This window comes from Microbacterium sp. Leaf159 (assembly GCF_001423615.1).
In the GTDB taxonomy this organism is placed as follows: Bacteria; Actinomycetota; Actinomycetes; order Actinomycetales; family Microbacteriaceae; genus Microbacterium.
The window spans coordinates 2,572,812-2,590,400 of record NZ_LMOU01000001.1 but is presented as its reverse complement, the minus strand read 5'-3'; the positions used below and the strand labels follow the sequence as shown (position 1 = coordinate 2,590,400).

21 protein-coding genes and 1 pseudogene are annotated in these 17,589 nt (G+C 68.5%); 14 read left to right on the top strand and 8 right to left on the bottom strand.

The features are described from left to right. Positions 1-32: 32 nt before the first annotated feature. Positions 33-842 carry an alpha/beta fold hydrolase gene (locus tag ASF80_RS12245; protein ID WP_056311116.1) on the top strand — a complete coding sequence of 270 codons (810 nt, stop codon included), beginning with the start codon at positions 33-35 and terminating at the stop codon, positions 840-842. A gap of 35 nt (positions 843-877) precedes the next feature. On the opposite strand, the gene msrA is transcribed toward ASF80_RS12245, so the two are convergent. After that, on the bottom strand, positions 878-1,360 hold a 483-nt coding region (gene msrA / locus ASF80_RS12240; protein ID WP_056312087.1), incomplete at its 3' end, for a peptide-methionine (S)-S-oxide reductase MsrA. Further along, positions 1,357-1,824: a peptide-methionine (R)-S-oxide reductase MsrB gene (msrB, locus tag ASF80_RS12235; RefSeq protein ID WP_056311113.1), complete on the bottom strand. Its 468-nt coding sequence runs from the start codon at positions 1,822-1,824 to the stop codon at positions 1,357-1,359. The genes msrA and msrB, both read right to left, overlap by 4 nt. A 151-nt stretch (positions 1,825-1,975) precedes the next feature. Here msrB and ASF80_RS12230 point away from each other — a divergent pair, with 151 nt between their 5' ends. Next, positions 1,976-2,893 carry a DUF808 domain-containing protein gene (locus ASF80_RS12230; RefSeq protein ID WP_056311112.1) on the top strand — a complete coding sequence of 306 codons (918 nt, stop codon included), beginning with the start codon at positions 1,976-1,978 and terminating at the stop codon, positions 2,891-2,893. Between the two features lie 28 nt (positions 2,894-2,921). Here the strand turns inward: ASF80_RS12230 and ASF80_RS12225 are convergent, their stop codons facing one another. The 3 genes from ASF80_RS12225 to ASF80_RS12215 all read right to left on the bottom strand — a co-directional run bounded on the left by ASF80_RS12225 (position 2,922) and on the right by ASF80_RS12215 (position 6,100). Next, positions 2,922-4,271, bottom strand: coding sequence for an HNH endonuclease (locus ASF80_RS12225; protein WP_056311110.1), 1,350 nt, complete (start codon positions 4,269-4,271; stop codon positions 2,922-2,924). A gap of 63 nt (positions 4,272-4,334) precedes the next feature. After that, positions 4,335-5,090 (bottom strand): SDR family oxidoreductase, encoded by a 756-nt coding sequence (locus ASF80_RS12220; protein WP_056311107.1) that lies wholly within the window; start codon positions 5,088-5,090, stop codon positions 4,335-4,337. Further along, positions 5,090-6,100, bottom strand: coding sequence for a serine hydrolase domain-containing protein (locus ASF80_RS12215; protein WP_082488302.1), 1,011 nt, complete (start codon positions 6,098-6,100; stop codon positions 5,090-5,092). The genes ASF80_RS12220 and ASF80_RS12215 overlap by 1 nt, the downstream gene beginning before the upstream one ends. An 82-nt stretch (positions 6,101-6,182) precedes the next feature. Between ASF80_RS12215 and ASF80_RS12210 the strand changes: the two genes are divergently transcribed. The 3 genes and pseudogenes from ASF80_RS12210 (at position 6,183) to ASF80_RS12200 (ending at position 8,952) form a co-directional block, all read left to right on the top strand. Continuing rightward, a complete protein-coding gene (locus tag ASF80_RS12210) occupies positions 6,183-6,710 on the top strand; it encodes a GNAT family N-acetyltransferase (RefSeq protein ID WP_056311105.1) in 528 nt (175 codons plus the stop codon). Then, a pseudogene (gene pnuC, locus ASF80_RS12205) lies at positions 6,707-7,430 on the top strand (nicotinamide riboside transporter PnuC); the annotation flags it as partial. The gene ASF80_RS12210 and the pseudogene pnuC, both read left to right, overlap by 4 nt. 136 nt (positions 7,431-7,566) lie before the next feature. After that, positions 7,567-8,952, top strand: a complete 1,386-nt coding sequence (locus ASF80_RS12200; protein ID WP_056311103.1) for an LLM class flavin-dependent oxidoreductase — start codon at positions 7,567-7,569, stop codon at positions 8,950-8,952. 16 nt (positions 8,953-8,968) lie between these two features. On the opposite strand, the gene ASF80_RS12195 is transcribed toward ASF80_RS12200, so the two are convergent. Continuing rightward, positions 8,969-9,148: a hypothetical protein gene (locus tag ASF80_RS12195; protein WP_056311101.1), complete on the bottom strand. Its 180-nt coding sequence runs from the start codon at positions 9,146-9,148 to the stop codon at positions 8,969-8,971. Between the two features lie 110 nt (positions 9,149-9,258). On the opposite strand from ASF80_RS12195, the gene ASF80_RS12190 reads away from it, so the two are divergent. Together ASF80_RS12190 and ASF80_RS12185 are read left to right on the top strand one after the other, a co-directional pair. Beyond that, positions 9,259-10,299 carry an iron-containing redox enzyme family protein gene (locus ASF80_RS12190; RefSeq protein WP_056311099.1) on the top strand — a complete coding sequence of 347 codons (1,041 nt, stop codon included), beginning with the start codon at positions 9,259-9,261 and terminating at the stop codon, positions 10,297-10,299. After that, positions 10,296-10,502: a CDGSH iron-sulfur domain-containing protein gene (locus tag ASF80_RS12185; RefSeq protein WP_056311097.1), complete on the top strand. Its 207-nt coding sequence runs from the start codon at positions 10,296-10,298 to the stop codon at positions 10,500-10,502. Before ASF80_RS12190 ends, ASF80_RS12185 begins: the two co-directional genes overlap by 4 nt. 51 nt (positions 10,503-10,553) lie before the next feature. On the opposite strand, the gene ASF80_RS12180 is transcribed toward ASF80_RS12185, so the two are convergent. Both ASF80_RS12180 and ASF80_RS12175 read right to left on the bottom strand, forming a co-directional pair. Next, entirely contained in the window at positions 10,554-11,090 is a 537-nt protein-coding gene (locus ASF80_RS12180; protein ID WP_157521049.1) for a hypothetical protein, read from the bottom strand. Between the two features lie 58 nt (positions 11,091-11,148). After that, positions 11,149-11,871 carry a MerR family transcriptional regulator gene (locus tag ASF80_RS12175; RefSeq protein ID WP_056312085.1) on the bottom strand — a complete coding sequence of 241 codons (723 nt, stop codon included), beginning with the start codon at positions 11,869-11,871 and terminating at the stop codon, positions 11,149-11,151. A gap of 83 nt (positions 11,872-11,954) precedes the next feature. Here ASF80_RS12175 and ASF80_RS12170 point away from each other — a divergent pair, with 83 nt between their 5' ends. From ASF80_RS12170 to ASF80_RS12140, 7 genes are all read left to right on the top strand, one after another. Next, on the top strand, positions 11,955-12,395 hold the full coding sequence (locus tag ASF80_RS12170) for a DUF6194 family protein (RefSeq protein WP_056311094.1): 441 nt from the start codon (positions 11,955-11,957) through the stop codon (positions 12,393-12,395). 7 nt (positions 12,396-12,402) lie between these two features. Continuing rightward, positions 12,403-12,945, top strand: a complete 543-nt coding sequence (locus tag ASF80_RS12165) for a putative immunity protein (protein ID WP_056312083.1) — start codon at positions 12,403-12,405, stop codon at positions 12,943-12,945. A gap of 45 nt (positions 12,946-12,990) precedes the next feature. Beyond that, positions 12,991-13,668 (top strand): response regulator transcription factor, encoded by a 678-nt coding sequence (locus ASF80_RS12160; protein WP_056311091.1) that lies wholly within the window; start codon positions 12,991-12,993, stop codon positions 13,666-13,668. After that, positions 13,661-14,992, top strand: coding sequence for a sensor histidine kinase (locus ASF80_RS12155; protein WP_056311090.1), 1,332 nt, complete (start codon positions 13,661-13,663; stop codon positions 14,990-14,992). The genes ASF80_RS12160 and ASF80_RS12155 overlap by 8 nt, the downstream gene beginning before the upstream one ends. Before the next feature lie 52 nt (positions 14,993-15,044). Next, a complete protein-coding gene (locus ASF80_RS12150; RefSeq protein WP_056312081.1) occupies positions 15,045-16,328 on the top strand; it encodes a glutaminase in 1,284 nt (427 codons plus the stop codon). A 69-nt stretch (positions 16,329-16,397) separates the two neighbouring features. Beyond that, the gene (locus ASF80_RS12145; protein WP_056311089.1) at positions 16,398-17,249 is read left to right on the top strand and encodes a hypothetical protein; all 852 of its coding nucleotides are present in this window, start codon (positions 16,398-16,400) and stop codon (positions 17,247-17,249) included. 78 nt (positions 17,250-17,327) lie between these two features. Then, positions 17,328-17,555, top strand: a complete 228-nt coding sequence (locus tag ASF80_RS12140) for an RNA-binding S4 domain-containing protein (RefSeq protein ID WP_056311088.1) — start codon at positions 17,328-17,330, stop codon at positions 17,553-17,555. Positions 17,556-17,589 lie beyond the last annotated feature (34 nt).

Sequence of the window (17,589 nt, the reverse complement as noted above, 5' to 3'; positions counted from 1 at the left end):
CTCGGCGTATCCGGGCGTCGCGCAGGAGGACAATGGATGCCGTGGCTGTTCCTCTTTCCGACCTGACCAACATGCCCGAGCCCCAGCAGGTGCACGCCGCTGACGGCACCCGTCTCGCGACGTACACCTGGGGCGAGATCGACGCACCCGTGGTGGTGATCGTGCACGGCTTCGCGTCGAGCGCCCGCGACACCTGGGTCCTCACCGGATGGGTGCGCGAGCTCACCAAGGCGGGCTATCGGGTGCTCGCCCTCGACCAGCGAGGCCATGGCCTGAGCGAGAAGCCGCATCAGGCCGATGCCTACGGCATCCGCACCCTGGCGACCGATGTCGAGACGGTCATGGACACGTACCTCGTCGACGAGGCCGTCTACGTCGGGTACTCGCTCGGCGCGCGAGTCGGCTGGGAGGTCGTGCGCGATCTGCCGCACCGCATCGGACGCGCTGTGCTCGGTGGCGTGCCGGACGGCATCCCGCTCGCCCGTCTCGATCTCGATCAGGTGCGCGCCTACCTGGCCGACGGCACGCCAGTGTCGGACCCGACGACGCAGAACTACATCGCGCTGACCGAGCGTGTGCCCGGCAACGACCTCGGTGCCCTGGTGGCGCTGGCCGAGGGCATGCGGTCGTCACGGACGATCGATCCGGATCCGTCGAACGCTCCGGGGAGTCCGATCCTGTTCGCGACCGGGTCGAAGGACGCGATCATCGAGGGATCCCGCGCTCTCGCCTCAGCCGCTCCTCAGGGACGGTTCTTCGAGATCCCGGATCGCAATCACTTCAACGCTCCGGGATCCCGCGCATTCAAAGAAGCAGCACTGGCTTTCCTCGCCGAGGCCTGAGCCCCGGCGAGGAGACCGGATTCAGACCGCCGCGNGTAGCCGTTCGGGTACTTGATCAGGTAGTCCTGGTGCTCTTCCTCGGCCTGCCAGAACGGACCCTCGGGCTCGATCGTCGTGACGGCCTTGGCCGGCCACAGACCCGAGGCGTCGACGTCGGCGATCGTGTCGCGGGCGACGGTCTCCTGCTCGGGCGTGAGCGGGAAGATCGCCGAGCGGTAGCTCGATCCGATGTCGTTGCCCTGACGGTCCTTGGTGGACGGGTCGTGGATCTGGAAGAAGAACGCCAGGATGTCGCGATACGTCGTCTTCGTGGGATCGAAGACGATCTCCACCGCCTCGGCGTGACCGGGGTGGTTGCGATAGGTCGCATGGTCGTTGCTGCCGCCGGTGTAGCCGACACGGGTGTCGAGCACGCCGGGCTGGCGGCGGATGAGGTCTTCCATGCCCCAGAAGCAGCCGCCCGCGAGCACGGCGGTCTCGGTCCCGGGGGTGCGGGTGATGGTTCCGGTGTCGGTCATGAGTTCTCCTCAGTGTTCGGGGTGGCGAAGAGGTGACGGTAGCGACCGTACCCCTCATCTTCCAGGCTGTCAGCCGGGATGAAGCGCAGGGCGGCGGAGTTCATGCAGTAGCGCAGTCCTCCGGCGCTGCGTGGCCCGTCGTCGAAGACGTGCCCGAGGTGGCTGTCGGCGCCGCTGGACCGCGCCTCGGTGCGCTTCATCCACAGCGTACGGTCTGTGCGGGTGGTCACGGCGTCGGCATCGATGGGCTTGGTGAAGCTCGGCCATCCGGTGCCGCTGTCGAACTTGTCGGTCGATGCGAACAACGGCTGCCCTGAGACGACGTCGACGTAGATGCCGTCGTCGTGGGTGTTCCAGTACGCGTTGCGGAAGGGAGGCTCGGTGGCATCCTCCTGCGTGACCTCGTACTGCAGGTGCGTGAGGTCGCTGACGGCCTCGGGGGTCTTGCTGTACTCGTTCGACATGGTCTGTCTCCTTGTCCGACGCGGCTGGCTGCAGCGTCATAGAGAAGAACCAGCGGCACCCCGGATTTGGTCCCGCGGGACTGTGAGCGCGCTGTGAGTTTCGCCGCAGTCGATAGAGTTGCTCAGCCACACACACCACAGGGAGACGCACATGTCTGTTGGACTGCTCGCCGTCGTCGATGACATTCTCAGCGCGGCGATGAAGGCGTCTGCCAAGGCCGCGGGTGTCGTGATCGACGACGCGGCCGTGACCCCACAGTACGTGCAGGGCATCACTCCCGCGCGCGAACTTCCGGTGGTGGCGAAGATCGCGGTCGGATCGCTCGCGAACAAGTTCGTGATCATCATCCCGATCGCGCTGCTGCTCACGGCCTTCGCCCCCTGGGTGCTGCCGTACCTCCTCATCTTGGGTGGCGCGTACCTGTGCTTCGAGGGTGCCGAGAAGGTGCTCGAGTGGTTCGGTGTGCAGCACGGCCACGCTGACGAGAGCGATCGGAACGAGAACAAGCTCGTCTGGGGCGCTGTGCGCACCGACCTGATCCTGTCGACCGAGATCATGCTGATCTCGCTCGCCAACCTCGAGGCAGGTCTCGACATCTGGACCACTCTCGCGATCCTCGCGGTGATCGCGCTGATCATGACCGGCGTCGTCTACGGCGCGGTCGCACTGCTGGTGAAGATCGACGACATCGGCCTGAAGATGGCGAAGAACCCCGTGCAGCGGGTCCGCCACACCGGCACCCGGATCGTACGGTCGATGCCGGCGGTCTTCCGCTTCATCAGCATTCTCGGCACCGTCGCGATGCTGTGGGTCGGTGGCCACCTGCTGCTCGTGAACCTCGGCGAGGTGGGTATGCACTTCGGTGCCGACATCCTGCACGGCATCGAGCACTTCCTCGAGCCGGCGGGTGGGGTCATCGTCTGGATCGGCGACACCCTGTTCTCGGCCATCGCCGGACTGATCGCCGGTCTGATCATCGTCGGGATCATCCTGGGCATCGGTCGCCTGATCGGCAAGAAGCCGAACTTCCACGAGGGTGAGGAATCGCCCGCCGACGTGCACGTCTGACGCCGACGCCGACGCCGACGAGGCGTACTCAGGCTGCGATGTCATAGCGGGCCCTCCCGCCGAGGCGAGGAGTCCTCGCCGGATCCACGTGCGGCGGCGGGATGAGCCACACTCGCGCGGCGACGCCGATCCCTTCGATGCGAATCTCCCACCCGTTGTCGTGGATGCGGTGGTGACATGACTCGCACAACAGCACTCCGTTGTTCAGGTCGGTCGGCCCCGTGTCGCGCTGCCACCATCTCAGATGATGCGCTTTGGTCATCTGTGGCGGGAGGCTGCACATCGCGCACCCGCCGTCTCTCTCGACGAGAGCCAGGCGCTGCGCCCGTGTGAACAGTCGTTTCTCGCGGCCCCAGTCGAGGATCTCTCCCTCAGACCCGAGCACCACCGGGATGATCCCGCCGCCCGCGGCCATCCGGCGACAGGTGGCGACGCTCACGGGATGGTCGCTGCCGTCGATCGTCGCGGCACCCAGCCCTGCGGTGAGGTCGTCGAGGTTCACGCGCACCACCACCGTCGCGCCGGTCGCGGGCATTCCCCCGTTGTCGCAGGCGATCGCGTGCTCGCAGATGGCCGCGAGCGCGTCGGCCTGGATCATCGCGACCGTGCGATGGTCTGCGTCGGATGCACCCGGATCGGGTGCCGTGATCCGCGCCTGGAAGGTCGCCGACACGTAGGCCTGGATCGCCGCCTTGATGGGGGCGCTCGCGGCGATGTCGGTCTGCAGGTTCAAGTGGAAAGACCCATCGCGCTCGAACATGGTGAGCGACCGACGATCGCGCGCCTCTCGCTCTTTCGGGGCCACACCGTCGGGGTCGAGCCAGGCCTCGGTGCGGGCGACGAGAGTACGGACGTCGTCGAGCGTCATCCCGTCGGCGCGCTCGACGAGCAGTCGCTCAGCCTCTTCGACCCGCGCCGACCCGACTTTGAGGCGGACGCGTTCGAGCAGCGCGACGATGATCGCGGCGGCGGGCACGGAGATCTCCCCCGCGGCGAGCGCTATCGCCAGCGCGGGGTACTTCGCCGGCAGCGCCTCGCCCAGCAGATTGGTGCGCGGCGCGGCCGCCTGACCGACGGTGATGAGGCGCTTCGCGTCTCCGTGCGCCCCGCCGGTCGTCGCGGCGATCATCGCCGCCGCGCTCCGGTATCCCTGCTGCTTCGCCAGTCCTTCAGGACCGAGCTCCGGTCGGGATTCGTGAGCGATCGCGGCCGCGAGTTCGGCGTGCAGTCCGTCGAGACAACGTTGCACCTCGCCGACCGCACGATGCGCCCCGAGCAGTTCGACCCGAGACAGATCGACGCCCCTCTCTGCATCCGCCCAGGCATCGCCGAGGCGCTCGACGGCCTCGAGCAACGGTGTCAGACGGGGATTCGGCATGCCCCCAGTTTAGAAGATATGTTCGAATCTCGGTCGGTATGCCGACATATGATCGACAGCGGCTCATTCCCCGCGCACATGGTCCTCACTGCCCAGCCAGTCGTCGAACGTGATCTCACCCTGCAGAGCATCCGCGCCGCCGCGCAGCGACCCCGATGCCAGCCCCTTCCCGTATGCCCCGGGCAGCCGCACCCCCAGCACCGGCTGCCGCACCCCGTCGAAAGCCAGCTGCCTTCGGGCGAGATCCACCAGAACCTCATCCCGCGGTCCGACGAGATCGCGAGCGCGCCCCGCCGCCGCACCCGACGCGACCTGCACCAGATGGGTTCCGATCTCGCGCGCCGCAACGGGCCGCATCAACAGCTTCGGCATCACTGCGACCGGCCCCGACATCCCCGACAGCAGCTGTCCCGCGAACTCATGGAACTGCGCGGCCCTCGCGATCGTGAACGGCACAGGGCCGGCGGCTACCGCGCGCTCCTGCGCGAGCTTGCCCGCGTAGTAGGAGGCGTCGATCCCATCGATCCCCACGATCGACAGCGCGACATGATGCCCGACGCCTGCGGCTTCCTCCGCCTCGAGCAGATTTCGGGTCGCCGTCTCGAAGAAGTCGACCGCCTTCGCGGCCGAGAGGGTGGTCGTGTTCGTGACGTCGATGACGGCATCCGTGCCCCGCAGCGCGTCGACGAGGCCGTCACCCGTGATCACGTCGGCACCGGCCGAGCGCGTGAGCACGACGACATCGTGCCCGGCAGCCCGCGCCGCCTCGACGGCATGCCGACCGACCACTCCCGTTCCTCCTGCGACTGCGATCCTCATCAGAATTCCTCTCCGTTCGAGCTCACCGGCCCGCACCGGGGTGCGTCCGCCGCATCCCTCTGCACGAGATGACGAGACGGCATCCGAGCGCGTGACGCCTCCCACCCCGTGCTCGCGGGGGTCGATGCTGAGACGGCCTCAGCAACGGCGTCAGCGGCGATCTCGATGAGCCGCTGATCGCTCTTCTCCTCGTGCGCCGTGATCGTGACGACCACGTCGGCCGCGTCATCGACGAAGACGTACTGCCCGTACCGCCCGTCCAGACGCCATCCGTCACCCGGTCCTCGCCAGGCGGCCAGCCCGTAGGAGGCGTAGAGGCCACCTGCCCCTGAGGAGACCCAATCGGAATGCATCCGATCGATCCAACTCTGCGCCACGATGCGGTCGTCCCCGAAGCGGCCGCCATCAAGAAGCACGCGTCCGATCCGAGCCAGTTCCTCGGTGCGGAGCTCCAGCCCGCTCCCACCCACGATCCATCCGAGCGGACATCTCGACCACTGCGGGTCATGGATGCCGAGCGGCTCGAACAGGCGGGGCATCAGCCAGTCCCGCACATCGCCGACGGCAGCGCCGAGCATCCTCATGGCGACGTATGTGCTCGCATCCGAGTACTGGAAGTGCTCGCCCGGGCCTCGGCTCGGACGAGCGAGCATCTCCTGGGCGAGGTCGGGCCAGGGCACCTCCTGATCTCCGAACCACTCGAAGTCGATCCCGCTCGTCATCGAGAGAAGATGCCGCAGGGACACCCTCTCGACGCCCGAGCCGGGGTCGGGCACGTCCAGCACATCGACAACGCGGGTATCGAGAGACAGGATGCCTTCGTCGACGGCGATCCCCGCCGCGAGTGCGCTGACCCCCTTGGACACCGAATACAGGTTCACGCGATCGTCGCTGCGCCATCGATGGTGGGCCGACTCGTGCCCGACGAGCACATGAAGTCCGTATGCCCCCAGCTGCTCCTCATCGATCGCACGGACGATGCGGTCGCGAACCGTTTCAGCGAGGGACATGCCGCCAGTCTCCCGCATCTCCCGCCCCGGCATCCTGCTACCGTCGTCCAGTGCGCACCCGAGCGCAGATGCAGGAGACCCGATGAGCGACCACCAGATCCGGGATGCCGGGACAGCCGACGTCGAGGCGATCACGGCCATCTACAACGATGCGGTGCTGACCACCACCGCGATCTGGAACGAAGAGGCTGTCACGGTGGACGACCGCACCTCCTGGCTCGCCGAGCGCACCGAGCGCGGCTATCCCGTGCTCGTCGCCGTCGATGACACCGGCGTACTGGGCTACGCGACATTCGGCGACTGGCGTCCGCACAGCGGCTACCGCCACACCGTCGAGCACTCGGTCTACGTGCGCGAGGGCCAGCGCGGGCGCGGCATCGGCAAGGCGCTCATGATCGAGCTCATCCACCGTGCCCGCGAGCTGGGCAAGCACGTCATGGTCGCGGCGATCGAGAGCAGCAACACCGGCTCGATCATCATGCACAAGCGCCTCGACTTCATGCAGGTCGGACGCATGCCGCAGGTCGGTGCCAAGTTCGACCGCTGGCTCGACCTCACCTTCCTGCAGCTGGTGCTCGACGAGCGCCCCTTCCCGGACGAACTCGCGTGAACGCCCTGCTCTGGCTGGCCGACGCCTTCAACTCGCAGTGGGTGCTTCCGGGCGGCCAGGTGCTGCTCATCCGCGAGGTGGTCGGCAACGTGTTCGGCCTCGCGAGCGCCCTCGGCGGCATGCAGCGCAAGATCTGGGCGTGGCCGGTGGGCATCGTCGGCAACCTGCTGCTACTCACCGTGTTCCTCGGGTCGATCCTGAACCCCGACCACGAACTCCCGCACCTGCTCGGCCAGGCGGGCCGCCAGGTCATGTTCATCATCGTGGCGATCTACGGCTGGGTGCGGTGGCGCCAGGCATCGGCAGACGGCGGACGCGTGACCCCGCGATGGGCACCCAACAGCGCCCGCATCGGCCTGGTGCTCGTGATGGTGATCGGCACGATCGCCCTCACTCCCCTGTTCCGCGCGCTCGGCTCGTGGGAGCCCGTCTGGGCGGATGCCTGGACCTTCGTCGGATCCCTGCTCGCCACCTACGGCATGGCCAAGGGCTGGACGGAGTTCTGGCTCATCTGGATAGCCGTCGACGTCGTGGGCGTGCCACTGCTGTTCAGCTCGGGCTTCTACGCCACCGGATTCATGTACGTGTTCTACGGTGTCTTCACCGCGGTGGGCTTCGTCGTCTGGTGTCGCGCTCAGGCGAACGCGAAACCGCAGGTCGAGACGATCATGCCCGATCCGCGCCCGATCACCTCGACGATGAAGACCGTCGACCGCGACANAATCGCGCACTTTGCAGTCTCGACTCGTTTTGAACTGCAAAGTGCGCGATTCGAAAGCATGAGGGGCCGGCCGAATGTGTCGGCACGTGTCGCCGACACTGGCCGGGCCGTCGATCAGCGGGTTTGCTTGACGGCATGAGCCGCCAGATCCGCTTCAACGCCTTCGACATGAACTGCGTCGCCCACCAGTCGTCCGGTCTGTGGCGGCATCCGGATGACCGCTCGCGTCAGTACAACACCATCTCGTACTGGACCGACCTCGCGAAGCTGCTCGAGAGCGCGACCTTCGACGGCATCTTCATCGCCGACGTCCTGGGCACCTACGACGTGTACGGCGGCACGAACGAGGCGGCGATCCGCAACGGCGCGCAGGTTCCCGTGAACGACCCGATCCTGCTCGTCAGCGCCATGGCGGCGGTCACCGAGCACCTCGGATTCGGCATCACCGCCGGCACCGCCTTCGAGCACCCGTATCCCTTCGCGCGTCGGCTCAGCACTCTCGACCACCTCACCAATGGGCGTGTCGGCTGGAACGTCGTGACCGGCTACCTGCCCAGCGCCGCACGCAACATGGGCCAGGAGGATCAGCTCGCGCACGACGACCGCTACGACCACGCCGACGAGTACGTCGAGGTGCTCTACAAGCTCTGGGAGGGGTCGTGGGAAGACGACGCGGTCGTCGAGGACCGCGAGCGCGGCATCTTCACCGATCCGTCGAAGGTGCACCCGATCGGCCACGAGGGCAAGCACTTCAGCGTTCCCGGCATCCACATCTCCGAGCCGTCGCCGCAGCGCACCCCCGTGATCTACCAGGCGGGAGCCAGCCCGCGCGGCGTGCGCTTCGCATCGGAGAACGCCGAGGCGATCTTCGTCGCCGCGCCCTCGAAGGAGGTGCTCGCCGGCACGGTCAAGCGCATCCGCGACGCGCTCGAGGATGCGGGGCGCGACCGCTACGACGCCCGCATCTACACCCTGCTCACCGTGATCACGGGTGAGACCAGCGCGGATGCCGCGGCGAAGCACGCCGAGTACCTGTCGTATGCGAGCCCCGAAGGCGCACTGACCTTCATGTCCGGCTGGATGGGCGTCGACCTGTCGCAGTATGCGGAGGACGAGCCGGTCGGAAACGTCGAATCGAACGCGATCCAGTCGGTGCTGCAGCACCTCAAGGAGGAGGCGGACCTCGGACGCGAGTGGACCGTCGGCGACTTCGGCCGCCACAACGCGATCGGTGGCCTCGGACCGACCATCGTCGGCTCGGGCGTCGAGATCGCCGACGAGCTGCAGTCGTGGGTCGAGGAGACCGACATCGACGGCTTCAACCTCGCCTACGCGGTCACCCCCGGCACCTGGCAGGACGTCATCGAGCACGTCATCCCGGTGCTGCGTGAGCGCGGCGTCTACCCGAACGAGTACACGCCGGGCACGCTGCGCAACAAGCTGCAGGGCAAGGGCGACCGCGTGCAGGACACGCATCGCGCCGCCCGGTACCGGGTGGGCGCGAAGGCTCCCGTCGCCTGACCGGCGCTCGCGGGCGCTACTCGGCCTTCGAGCTGAAGAGTCCTCGCAGCACCAGGAACACCACGACCGCGACGACGAGCACGATCGCGAGCTTGGCGATGAACCACAGGATCGAGAACAGCGCGCTGACGATCCACCAGGCGATCACGACGGCGAGGATGACGCCGACGATGGTCCAGAGCGAGTTCTTGTTCATGGTTCCAGCCTAGGCGGCGGTGCGGACGTCACAGATCCGGATGCTGAGGCATCCGACGGTCGCCGTCAAGACCCTTCACGGGTGGGCGGAACCGGGGCGAGACTGCGAGCATGTCTGCCCCGGCCCTCACCACCACCGCCCTCCATGGCATCACGCCGCGCGGTCCGCTCAGCGATGCCGTCATCCGCCGACTGACCGGTGGCGACGTCGACGTTCTCGGCTCCCGCACCGAGTCTGCGCTCGCGGCGAGCGCCGACGTCGTGCGCGATGACGACATCCAGCTCGCCCTCTTCGTGCTCTACGCCTCGTCGTACGGCTCTCTTCCCGATCTCGACCCGACCCTCGAGTTCGACGCCGCGCTGATCGCGACTCGGGGGCTGCTCGAGCAGGCTTTCGAGCAGGCTCTGCGTGCGACCGTCCCGATGCCGGGGCTCCCCGAGCCGACCGTGGACGCCGTCGGACGAGCCCTGTTCGCCCTCGCCGAAGCCGACACCGGCCCGAGCCTGTCGCGGTATGTCGCGAAGAAGGCGACCGTCGAGCAGATGCGCGAGTTCTTCATGCAGCGCTCCATCTACACGCTGCGCGAGGCCGACCCGCACTCCTGGGCCATCCCCCGTCTCAGCGGCCGCGCGAAGGCAGCGCTCGTCGAGATCCAGTCGGACGAGTACGGCGCAGGGCGGCCCGACCGGGTGCACGCGACGATCTTCGCCAGGGCGATGCGAGGCGCGGGTCTCGACGACACATACGGCGGCTACGTCGACGATGTGCCGGCGATCACGCTCGCCTCGCTCAACTCGATGTCGATGTTCGGCCTCAACCGCCGCCTCGTCGGAGCCATCGTCGGACATCTCGCAGCATTCGAGATGACGTCGTCGATCCCCAATCGCCTCTACGCCGACGGCCTGCGGCGGCTCGGCTTCGCCGAGGACGTCACCGACTACTTCGACGAGCACGTCGAGGCCGATGCCGTGCATGAGCAGATCGCGGCGCGCGATCTCGCGGGTGGTCTGGCCGAGGACCACCCCGAGCTGCTGCCCGACATCATGTTCGGAGCATCCGCCTGCCTCACCGTCGACGGATGGGCGGCGGGTCACATGCTCGACTCGTGGACTCGAGGCGAATCGTCGCTGCGATCGAGGGCGGATCGATGAGCGCGCGCGAGGATGCCGTCACCATCACCGCCTACCCCGACGGGCCGCTGCTGGTGCGCGGCGCAGCGGTGCTGGAGTCATCCGACGGAGAGCCAATCGAGGTCACGCGCCGCACGGTGGCACTCTGCCGTTGCGGGCTCTCGACCATCAAGCCGTTCTGCGACGGCACGCACAAGGCCGCGGGATTCCGCACCGACTCCTGAACCGGTCCGTCGCGGTCGGTCGGTCGCGGTCGGTCGGTCGATGGGTCGTGGTCAGTGGCCGACTGCCGGCAAGCAGCCGCCGTCCATGATGATGCCGCCGATCTCGACCGTGAGCACGTCGGCCGAGACCTCGCCGAAGATGCATCCGCCCGCAGGCGCGGCAGCACCGAAGGCGACCGCGCGTTCATCGCCGAGTGTCTGGATGCCGCTGAGGCCGGCAGCCGCGATCGCAGCCTCCACGGCCGAAACAGACAGGTCTCCCGAGGTGCGCAGAGCCTCGAGCGCCGTGCGGATCTCGTTCGCCGGCGTCTCGGCTGCGGCTCGGCTGTCTTCTGAGAGCTCCATCCGGTCGCGATAGCGCTCGTTCTGCGCCATCGCGTTATCGGGATCGTACGGCGCACATTCCGGTGGCAGCTCGACGCCCTCGACCTGCGGGCAGGCCGCTGTCGGGGTGGGAGACGCCGATTCCGACGGCGATACGCCCAGCGGCGCAGGGCTCGCGGTCGCGCATCCCGCGAGCAGCGCCGTCGCAGCGATGACGAGAAGCAGACGCACGCTTCTCGACCTGTCCCCCCGGAGTCCGGTCATGCCCTCATGCAACCACACGGCACCGACAGTGCCAACCGGGTGTGCGCCGCGCGACGGCTCAACCGTCCTCGCCAGCACCTGCTGCTTCGGCACCGAGCATTTCGAGGAGTTCGTGCAGATGGCCCGCCGCGGCGAGCAGCGCCACGCTGCGCCGGGTCAGCCCCGCCAGACGCTCCGTCAGAATCCGCTGCGCATCGGCCGTCACGGGCTGTTCGCGAACCTGCTCGAGCACACGAGCGATAGACGGGATGCCGTAGCCGCCGGAACGCAACGCTGCGACGATGCGCGCCTCGGTGACGGCGCGGGCTCCGAAAGACCGCGCGGTCGACAGCGATGCGCGCGCAGGATGCACGAGCCCTTCCCGCTCCCAATGCCTGAGTGCCGATGCGCGGACCCCCAGCGCGTGGGCCAGCTCGGAGATCGTCATCGCGTCTTCCTCCGAGAAGAGATCGGAGGACTCACCCACCGCGACCTCCAGCCCTCGAAGGGCGTCTCTCACCTGCATCCGCTCCTGCGCGAGCGCGCCATGCAGCTCGTCGATGCGCTCGGCAGCCGCCTCGACCGTCCCTCCGACGAGCTCTGGCATCAGCGTGCGCGCAGGCACCGGACCGATCGCCGCGGCCATCGACCGATAGGCGTGCAGCGCCACGGCATGGTGAGCGAGATAGCGACGATAGCCGTTCGGAGCGCGGTCGGCCCGAGGGAGCACACCCAGTCGTTCGAGGTCTCTCACCTGCTGCGTGGAATAGCCGACAGCGCGCGCCAACTGCGCAGTGGTCAATCCGCTCACTTGAGGGTTGAACACAGCTTTCCGATCTCCTCGCCGCAGAACTCCACACAGCACATCAACTCCACCATTGAATGATGGAAATGCACAACATCATCGGCGACGTCCGCGCCCTCGACGGCGCACTCGTCGTCGCCCCCGCCCGCGGTGACGACACTCCTGAGCTTGCCTGGGGCGACGCGTTCTTCTACTTCGCGCCCGACGGTCGGATGCCGGAGCACACCCAGCCCTACGGGACGATCATCACGAAGAACTATCCAGACGACTCGTCGTCCGGGCTCGATACTCCTGGCCGCTTCCGGGTCAACATCCACGTCGGCGGTGAGCGGGTCGCGCAGCTCGTCGACACGACGGCGCAGCCGTCGGATGCGGATGTCTTCGTGCGGCACCCGCTCTACGGCGACGCCGGCTGGATCAGCGTGGTCAACCCGGCCGAGCGGACCGCGGCCGCTGTCCTCGCCCTCCTCGGTGACGCGCACCAGGCCGCGCGGGCGCGAGCTGCACGACGGAAGCGGTGAGGTCGGCATGCCCAAGACTCCGTCTCCTCAATCCCTGAGTGGGCTCGATCGGCGAACGGTTGCCGTGTGGGCCGCCGACTGCGCTGAACGCACACTGTCCCTCTTCGAGCAGGAGGTACCCGACGACCCGAGAGCGCGCGAGGCGATCGCGCGGGCCAGGGCGTTCAGTCGCGGCGAGCTGAGCGCCGCCGGCGAGATCACGCGCCGCTTCGTCGCCGGACGCGCCGCGGCGAGCGCGAGCACTCCCGCCGGTGTCGCTGCAGCTCGTTCCGCCGCACAGGCCGCAGGTGTCGCCCACATGGGAGCGCACGCGCTCGGCGCGGCCGCGTATGCAGTCGCAGCGGTGAGTGCGAGTCGTCCAGAGGATGCCGCCGCTGCCGAGCACGAGATCGATGCTCAGTTCGAGTTGCTCTCCACAGAGGCAGCCAGCGCCCTCCGCCGGCTTCCCCTGCTCGGATCGAACTCGGCCGGCCCGCTCGGCGCGGGGCTGCTGGCTTCCGGCGTCCTCGGATCGACGATCCGCGAGATCCAGTCCCGTCTGCTCGTTTGACCCCGCTTCAGCGCGGATTCAGCGTGCGCCCGCCACACTGGAGGAATGCGGATCCTGGTGGTTGACGACGAGGTGCGCTTGGCCGACGCCGTTCGCCGGGGGCTCGAGGCCGAGGGCTTCGCGGTCGACGTCGCGAACAACGGCGTCGATGGACTCTGGCGTGCGCGCGAGACCCGCTACGACGCGATCGTGCTCGACCTCATGATGCCCGGCATGAGCGGCTGGAAGGTGTGCGAAGCGCTGCGTGCCGAGGAGAACTGGACGCCCGTGCTCATGCTCACGGCCAAGGACGGCGAGTGGGATCAGGTCGAGGCCCTCGAGACCGGCGCCGATGACTATGTGACGAAGCCCTTCTCGTTCGCGATCCTCGTCGCCCGGATCCGCGCCCTGGTGCGCCGCGGCGCTGTCGCCCGCCCCGCCGTGCTCGAAGCCGGAGACCTGAAGCTCGACCCCTCGTCGCACCATGTCTGGCGCGGCGAAACGCCTGTCACCCTGACCGCCCGAGAGTTCGCCGTGCTCGAATACCTGATGCGCCACCGGGGCCAGGTGTTGTCGAAGCGCGCGCTGATCGAGGGCGTCTGGGACGACGACTTCGACGGCGACCCGAACATCGTCGAGGTCTATGTAGGTCACCTCCGCCGCAAGCTCGACAAGCCGTTCGGCCGTGAGGCGATCGAGACGATCCGCGGTGCCGGCTACCGTTTGGCGGCCGACGGTGGCTGACCGCCCCTTCAGATCAGTGCGCGCCCGGACGACCCTCGGCGCGACTCTCGTCGTGGCCGCCGCCCTGCTGATCGGAGCGTTCTCGTTCTACGGCATCCTGAGCTCCAGCATCCATGCCAGCGCCGAGCGCGCCGCCGAGCAGCGACTCGACGAGCTGACCGAGCGCCTGGACGGACCCGGTGGCGGCCCCGGTGGAGCCCGCGGCATCGACACCCTCGACGACGAACTCGTGCAGATCATCGGCGCTGACGGCTCGATCCGCTCGGCGAGCGAGGACGCCCGCGACGATCTGGGCTCGAGCGCGCTGCCGATCGCGGACCACGCGCTCACCGTGACGATCGACGGCACGCCGATGCTCGTCGTCTCGGACGACCTCGAGAACGACGAGACCCTCGTCCTGGCCGTTCCCATCGAAGACGACGACGAGACGCTGTCGACCGTCGTCGTGCTGCTCGCGGTCGCCGTCCCCCTGCTCCTCGTGCTCGTCGCGGTCACGACGTGGCTCGTCGTGGGTCGAGCTCTGCGACCGGTCACGCGCATCCGCCAGGAGGTCGACGGCATCACCGCCGAGCACCTGCACAATCGGGTCGAGGTCCCCGCGTCTGCAGACGAGATCGCGGCGCTCGCGACCACCATGAACCGGATGCTCGATCGCCTCGACGCCTCGGCGACGGCCCAGCGCCGGTTCGTCTCGGACGCGTCGCATGAGCTGCGCTCTCCCCTCGCGACGATCCGCCAGCATGCCGAGCTCGCGCAGGCGCATCCGGCCACGACCAGCATCGGAGAACTCGCCGAAGTCGTCTCCGACGAGGGTCTCCGCCTGCAGGGCATCGTCGAGTCCCTGCTGCTGCTCGCTCGTCTCGACGAGGGCGGCGGCACTCATGATGAGGCCGTCGACCTCGACGATCTCGCCCTCGGCGAGGCACGCCGACTGCGTTCGCGCGGCATCGAGGTCGACAGCTCCGGCATCCGCGCTGCCCGAGTCGAAGGCGATCCGCGGCTTCTCGGTCAGCTGCTGCGCAATCTCGCCGACAACGCCGCGCGGCACAGCGCCGGCCACGTGGCCATCAGCGTGATCCCGCAGGATGCCCATGTCTTCGTGACCGTCGAGGACGACGGAACGGGAGTGCCCCCGGACGAGCGCGAGCGCATCTTCGAGCGCTTCGTCAGGCTCGACGAGGCACGCAGTCGGGATGCCGGCGGCAGCGGACTCGGCTTGGCGATCGTCCACGGCATCGCCACGGCCAGTGGCGGAACCGTCTCGGTCGACGCCTCACGGTGGGGCGGCGCCCGGTTCGTCGTGACGCTCCCTCTGTCGGCCTGAGCAGACCTGTCGGCCCAGAGTCGCGGCAGCGAGGCGTGGGAGCATGGTCGATATGCAGACCCCTATGATCGACTACCTCACCCTGCTGCTCGAGTCGTGCGGGGAGGATGCCGGTGAGGTCGCCTCGTACATCCCCGAGCTCGCCCAGGCCGACCCCGACCGGCTCGCGATCGCGGTGGCGACGCTCGACGGCGAGGTCTACGTCGCCGGGGATGCCGACGTGGAGTTCACGATCCAGTCGATCTCGAAGCCGTTCACGTATGCGCTCGCGATCGCCGACCAGGGCCTCGACGGCGTGCTCGAGCGGATCGACGTCGAGCCCTCGGGAGACGCGTTCAACGAGATCTCCCTCGAGCCCGAGACCGGTCGCCCGCGGAATCCGATGATCAACGCGGGTGCGATCGCCGCCCACGCTCTCGTGCAGGGCGGCGATGCGGACGCTCGGACCGAGCGCATCCTCGACCTCTACAGCCGTCTCGCGGGTCGCCGGCTCTCGATCGCAGAGGACGTCTTCGAGTCCGAGCTGTCGTCGGCCGACCGCAACATGGCGCTCGCGTACATGCTGCGCACGGTCGGCACCCTCGACGCGGAACCGGCGGATGTGGTGCGCGGCTACACCCGGCAGTGCTCGGTGTCGGTCACGGTGCGCGACCTCGCCCGCATGGGGTCGGTGCTCGCCGCCGGAGGCCGCACGTCCGACGGTGAACAGGTGATCGCCCCCGCCATCAACCGGCAGGTGCTGAGCGTCATGACCACGTGCGGCATGTACGACTCGGCGGGCGACTGGCTGACCTCGGTCGGCATCCCCGCGAAGAGCGGCGTCGCAGGCGGCCTGATGGGGGTGCTGCCCGGGCAGGTCGGCATCGCCGTGTTCTCACCTCGGCTCGACCCGCACGGCAACAGCACCCGTGGCGTTCGCATGTTCGAGCGCATGAACCACGATCTCGGCCTGCACCTGATGACCTCGACGGACGCGGCCCGCTCCGTGTCGCGCCGGGTCGAGCACGACGGCGCGACCGTGCACGAGATCGCCGGCGACCTGCATTTCATGGAGGCCGAGCGCGTGCTGCGCGGGTTCGCGGAAGAGCCAGCGGGCGACGACCCCGTGATCGTCGACCTCGACCGGGTGCAGCGCGCCAACGACATCGCCAAGCGGATGCTGCTCGAAGGCGTCCGCCGCCTGCACCTCGACGGTCATGACGTGCGGATCGTCGACCCGTGGAGCGTGCTCGGCAGTGCGGAGACCGGAACGGGCGAACTCGTGCACGGCGAGCAGGCGCATGGCGGCTACATTCCTGCATCCTTCCCCGACGTGGCGAGCGCGATCCGCGGCTGAGCCCCCTTCCTGAAGATCGCTTCAGGAGGCTTCAGGGTGGCTTCAGCACCGGCGCGAGAGCATCGAGACATGAACGACAAGAACCCGACCCCCGACCAGACGCCCGAGAACCTCCCGTCGAACCCGACCCCGCCGGCGCCGCCCGCTCCGCCTGCCCCTCAGGCGACTCCCGCTCCGGCATCCGAGGCGGAGACCGTGCCCGTCGCGCCGCTCGCTGCTGACGCGACGGCCGCTCCCGCGTCCGCTCCGGCAACCCCCGCCAAGCCCGGACGCAAGCGCGCGCTTCTGATCGGCGGCGGAATCGCCGCGGCCGTCGTCCTCGTCGGAGGCGGCGTGGCCCTGGGCGCTGCCGTCGGCGACGAGTTCGGCGGCGACGACGACCGTCCGTCGGTCTCCGACGGCCCGCGCGGAGATGCGGATGACCGTGGGGGCCAGCCGGGCGACGACCGTGGCGACGACCGTGACGACCAGCAGGGCGCACCGCAGGGCGGAGGCCCCGTCACCGGGATCGGCACGGATTCGGCCGACGATCTCGTCGCGATCGCGGATGCCGCACGCGGAGCAGCCGACGGCGATGTCACGTCGATCGACGCGAAGCGCGACGGCACGTGGGAGGTCCAGCTGACCGCCGCGAACGGCAGCGAGACCGAAGTGCGTGTGGACGCCGACCTCGCGACGACCGTCGTCTCCACCGAACAGGATGACGACGACTCCGCCCCGACCCACACGCTCGACGAGGCGGCGATCCGCGCTCTGGTCGACGCGGCGCTGGCCGAGGCCGACGGGATGATCACCGACCTCGACGCCGACGACGACAGCGTGAGCCCCTACGACGCCTCGGTGCTCACGAGCGACAACCGCTCGATCGACATCGACTTCAGTGCGGACTACGCCGTCGTCGGCACCGACATCGACGACTGAGCGTCCGCGTCGTTCTTCGAGCCGTCGGCCCTTCGGGGTCGGCGGCTCGACGCGTCTGCGGCGGCTACCATTTCAGTCATGACGAATTCCGGCCGCATCGACGACGTCTCCATCGGCGGAGAGATGATCCGCCTCGGCCAGTTCCTGAAGTTCTCGGGACTCCTCGACTCCGGCGGCAACGCCAAGGAGGTCGTGATCGACGGTTTCGTGAGGGTGAACGACGAGGTCGACCGACGTCGTGGGCGTCAGCTGCACGACGGCGACCTCGTCACCTTCGAGGGTCGAACGGTGCGCGTCCGCCCCTGAGACCGCATCCAGCCGCGGCATATCGAACGGCGCG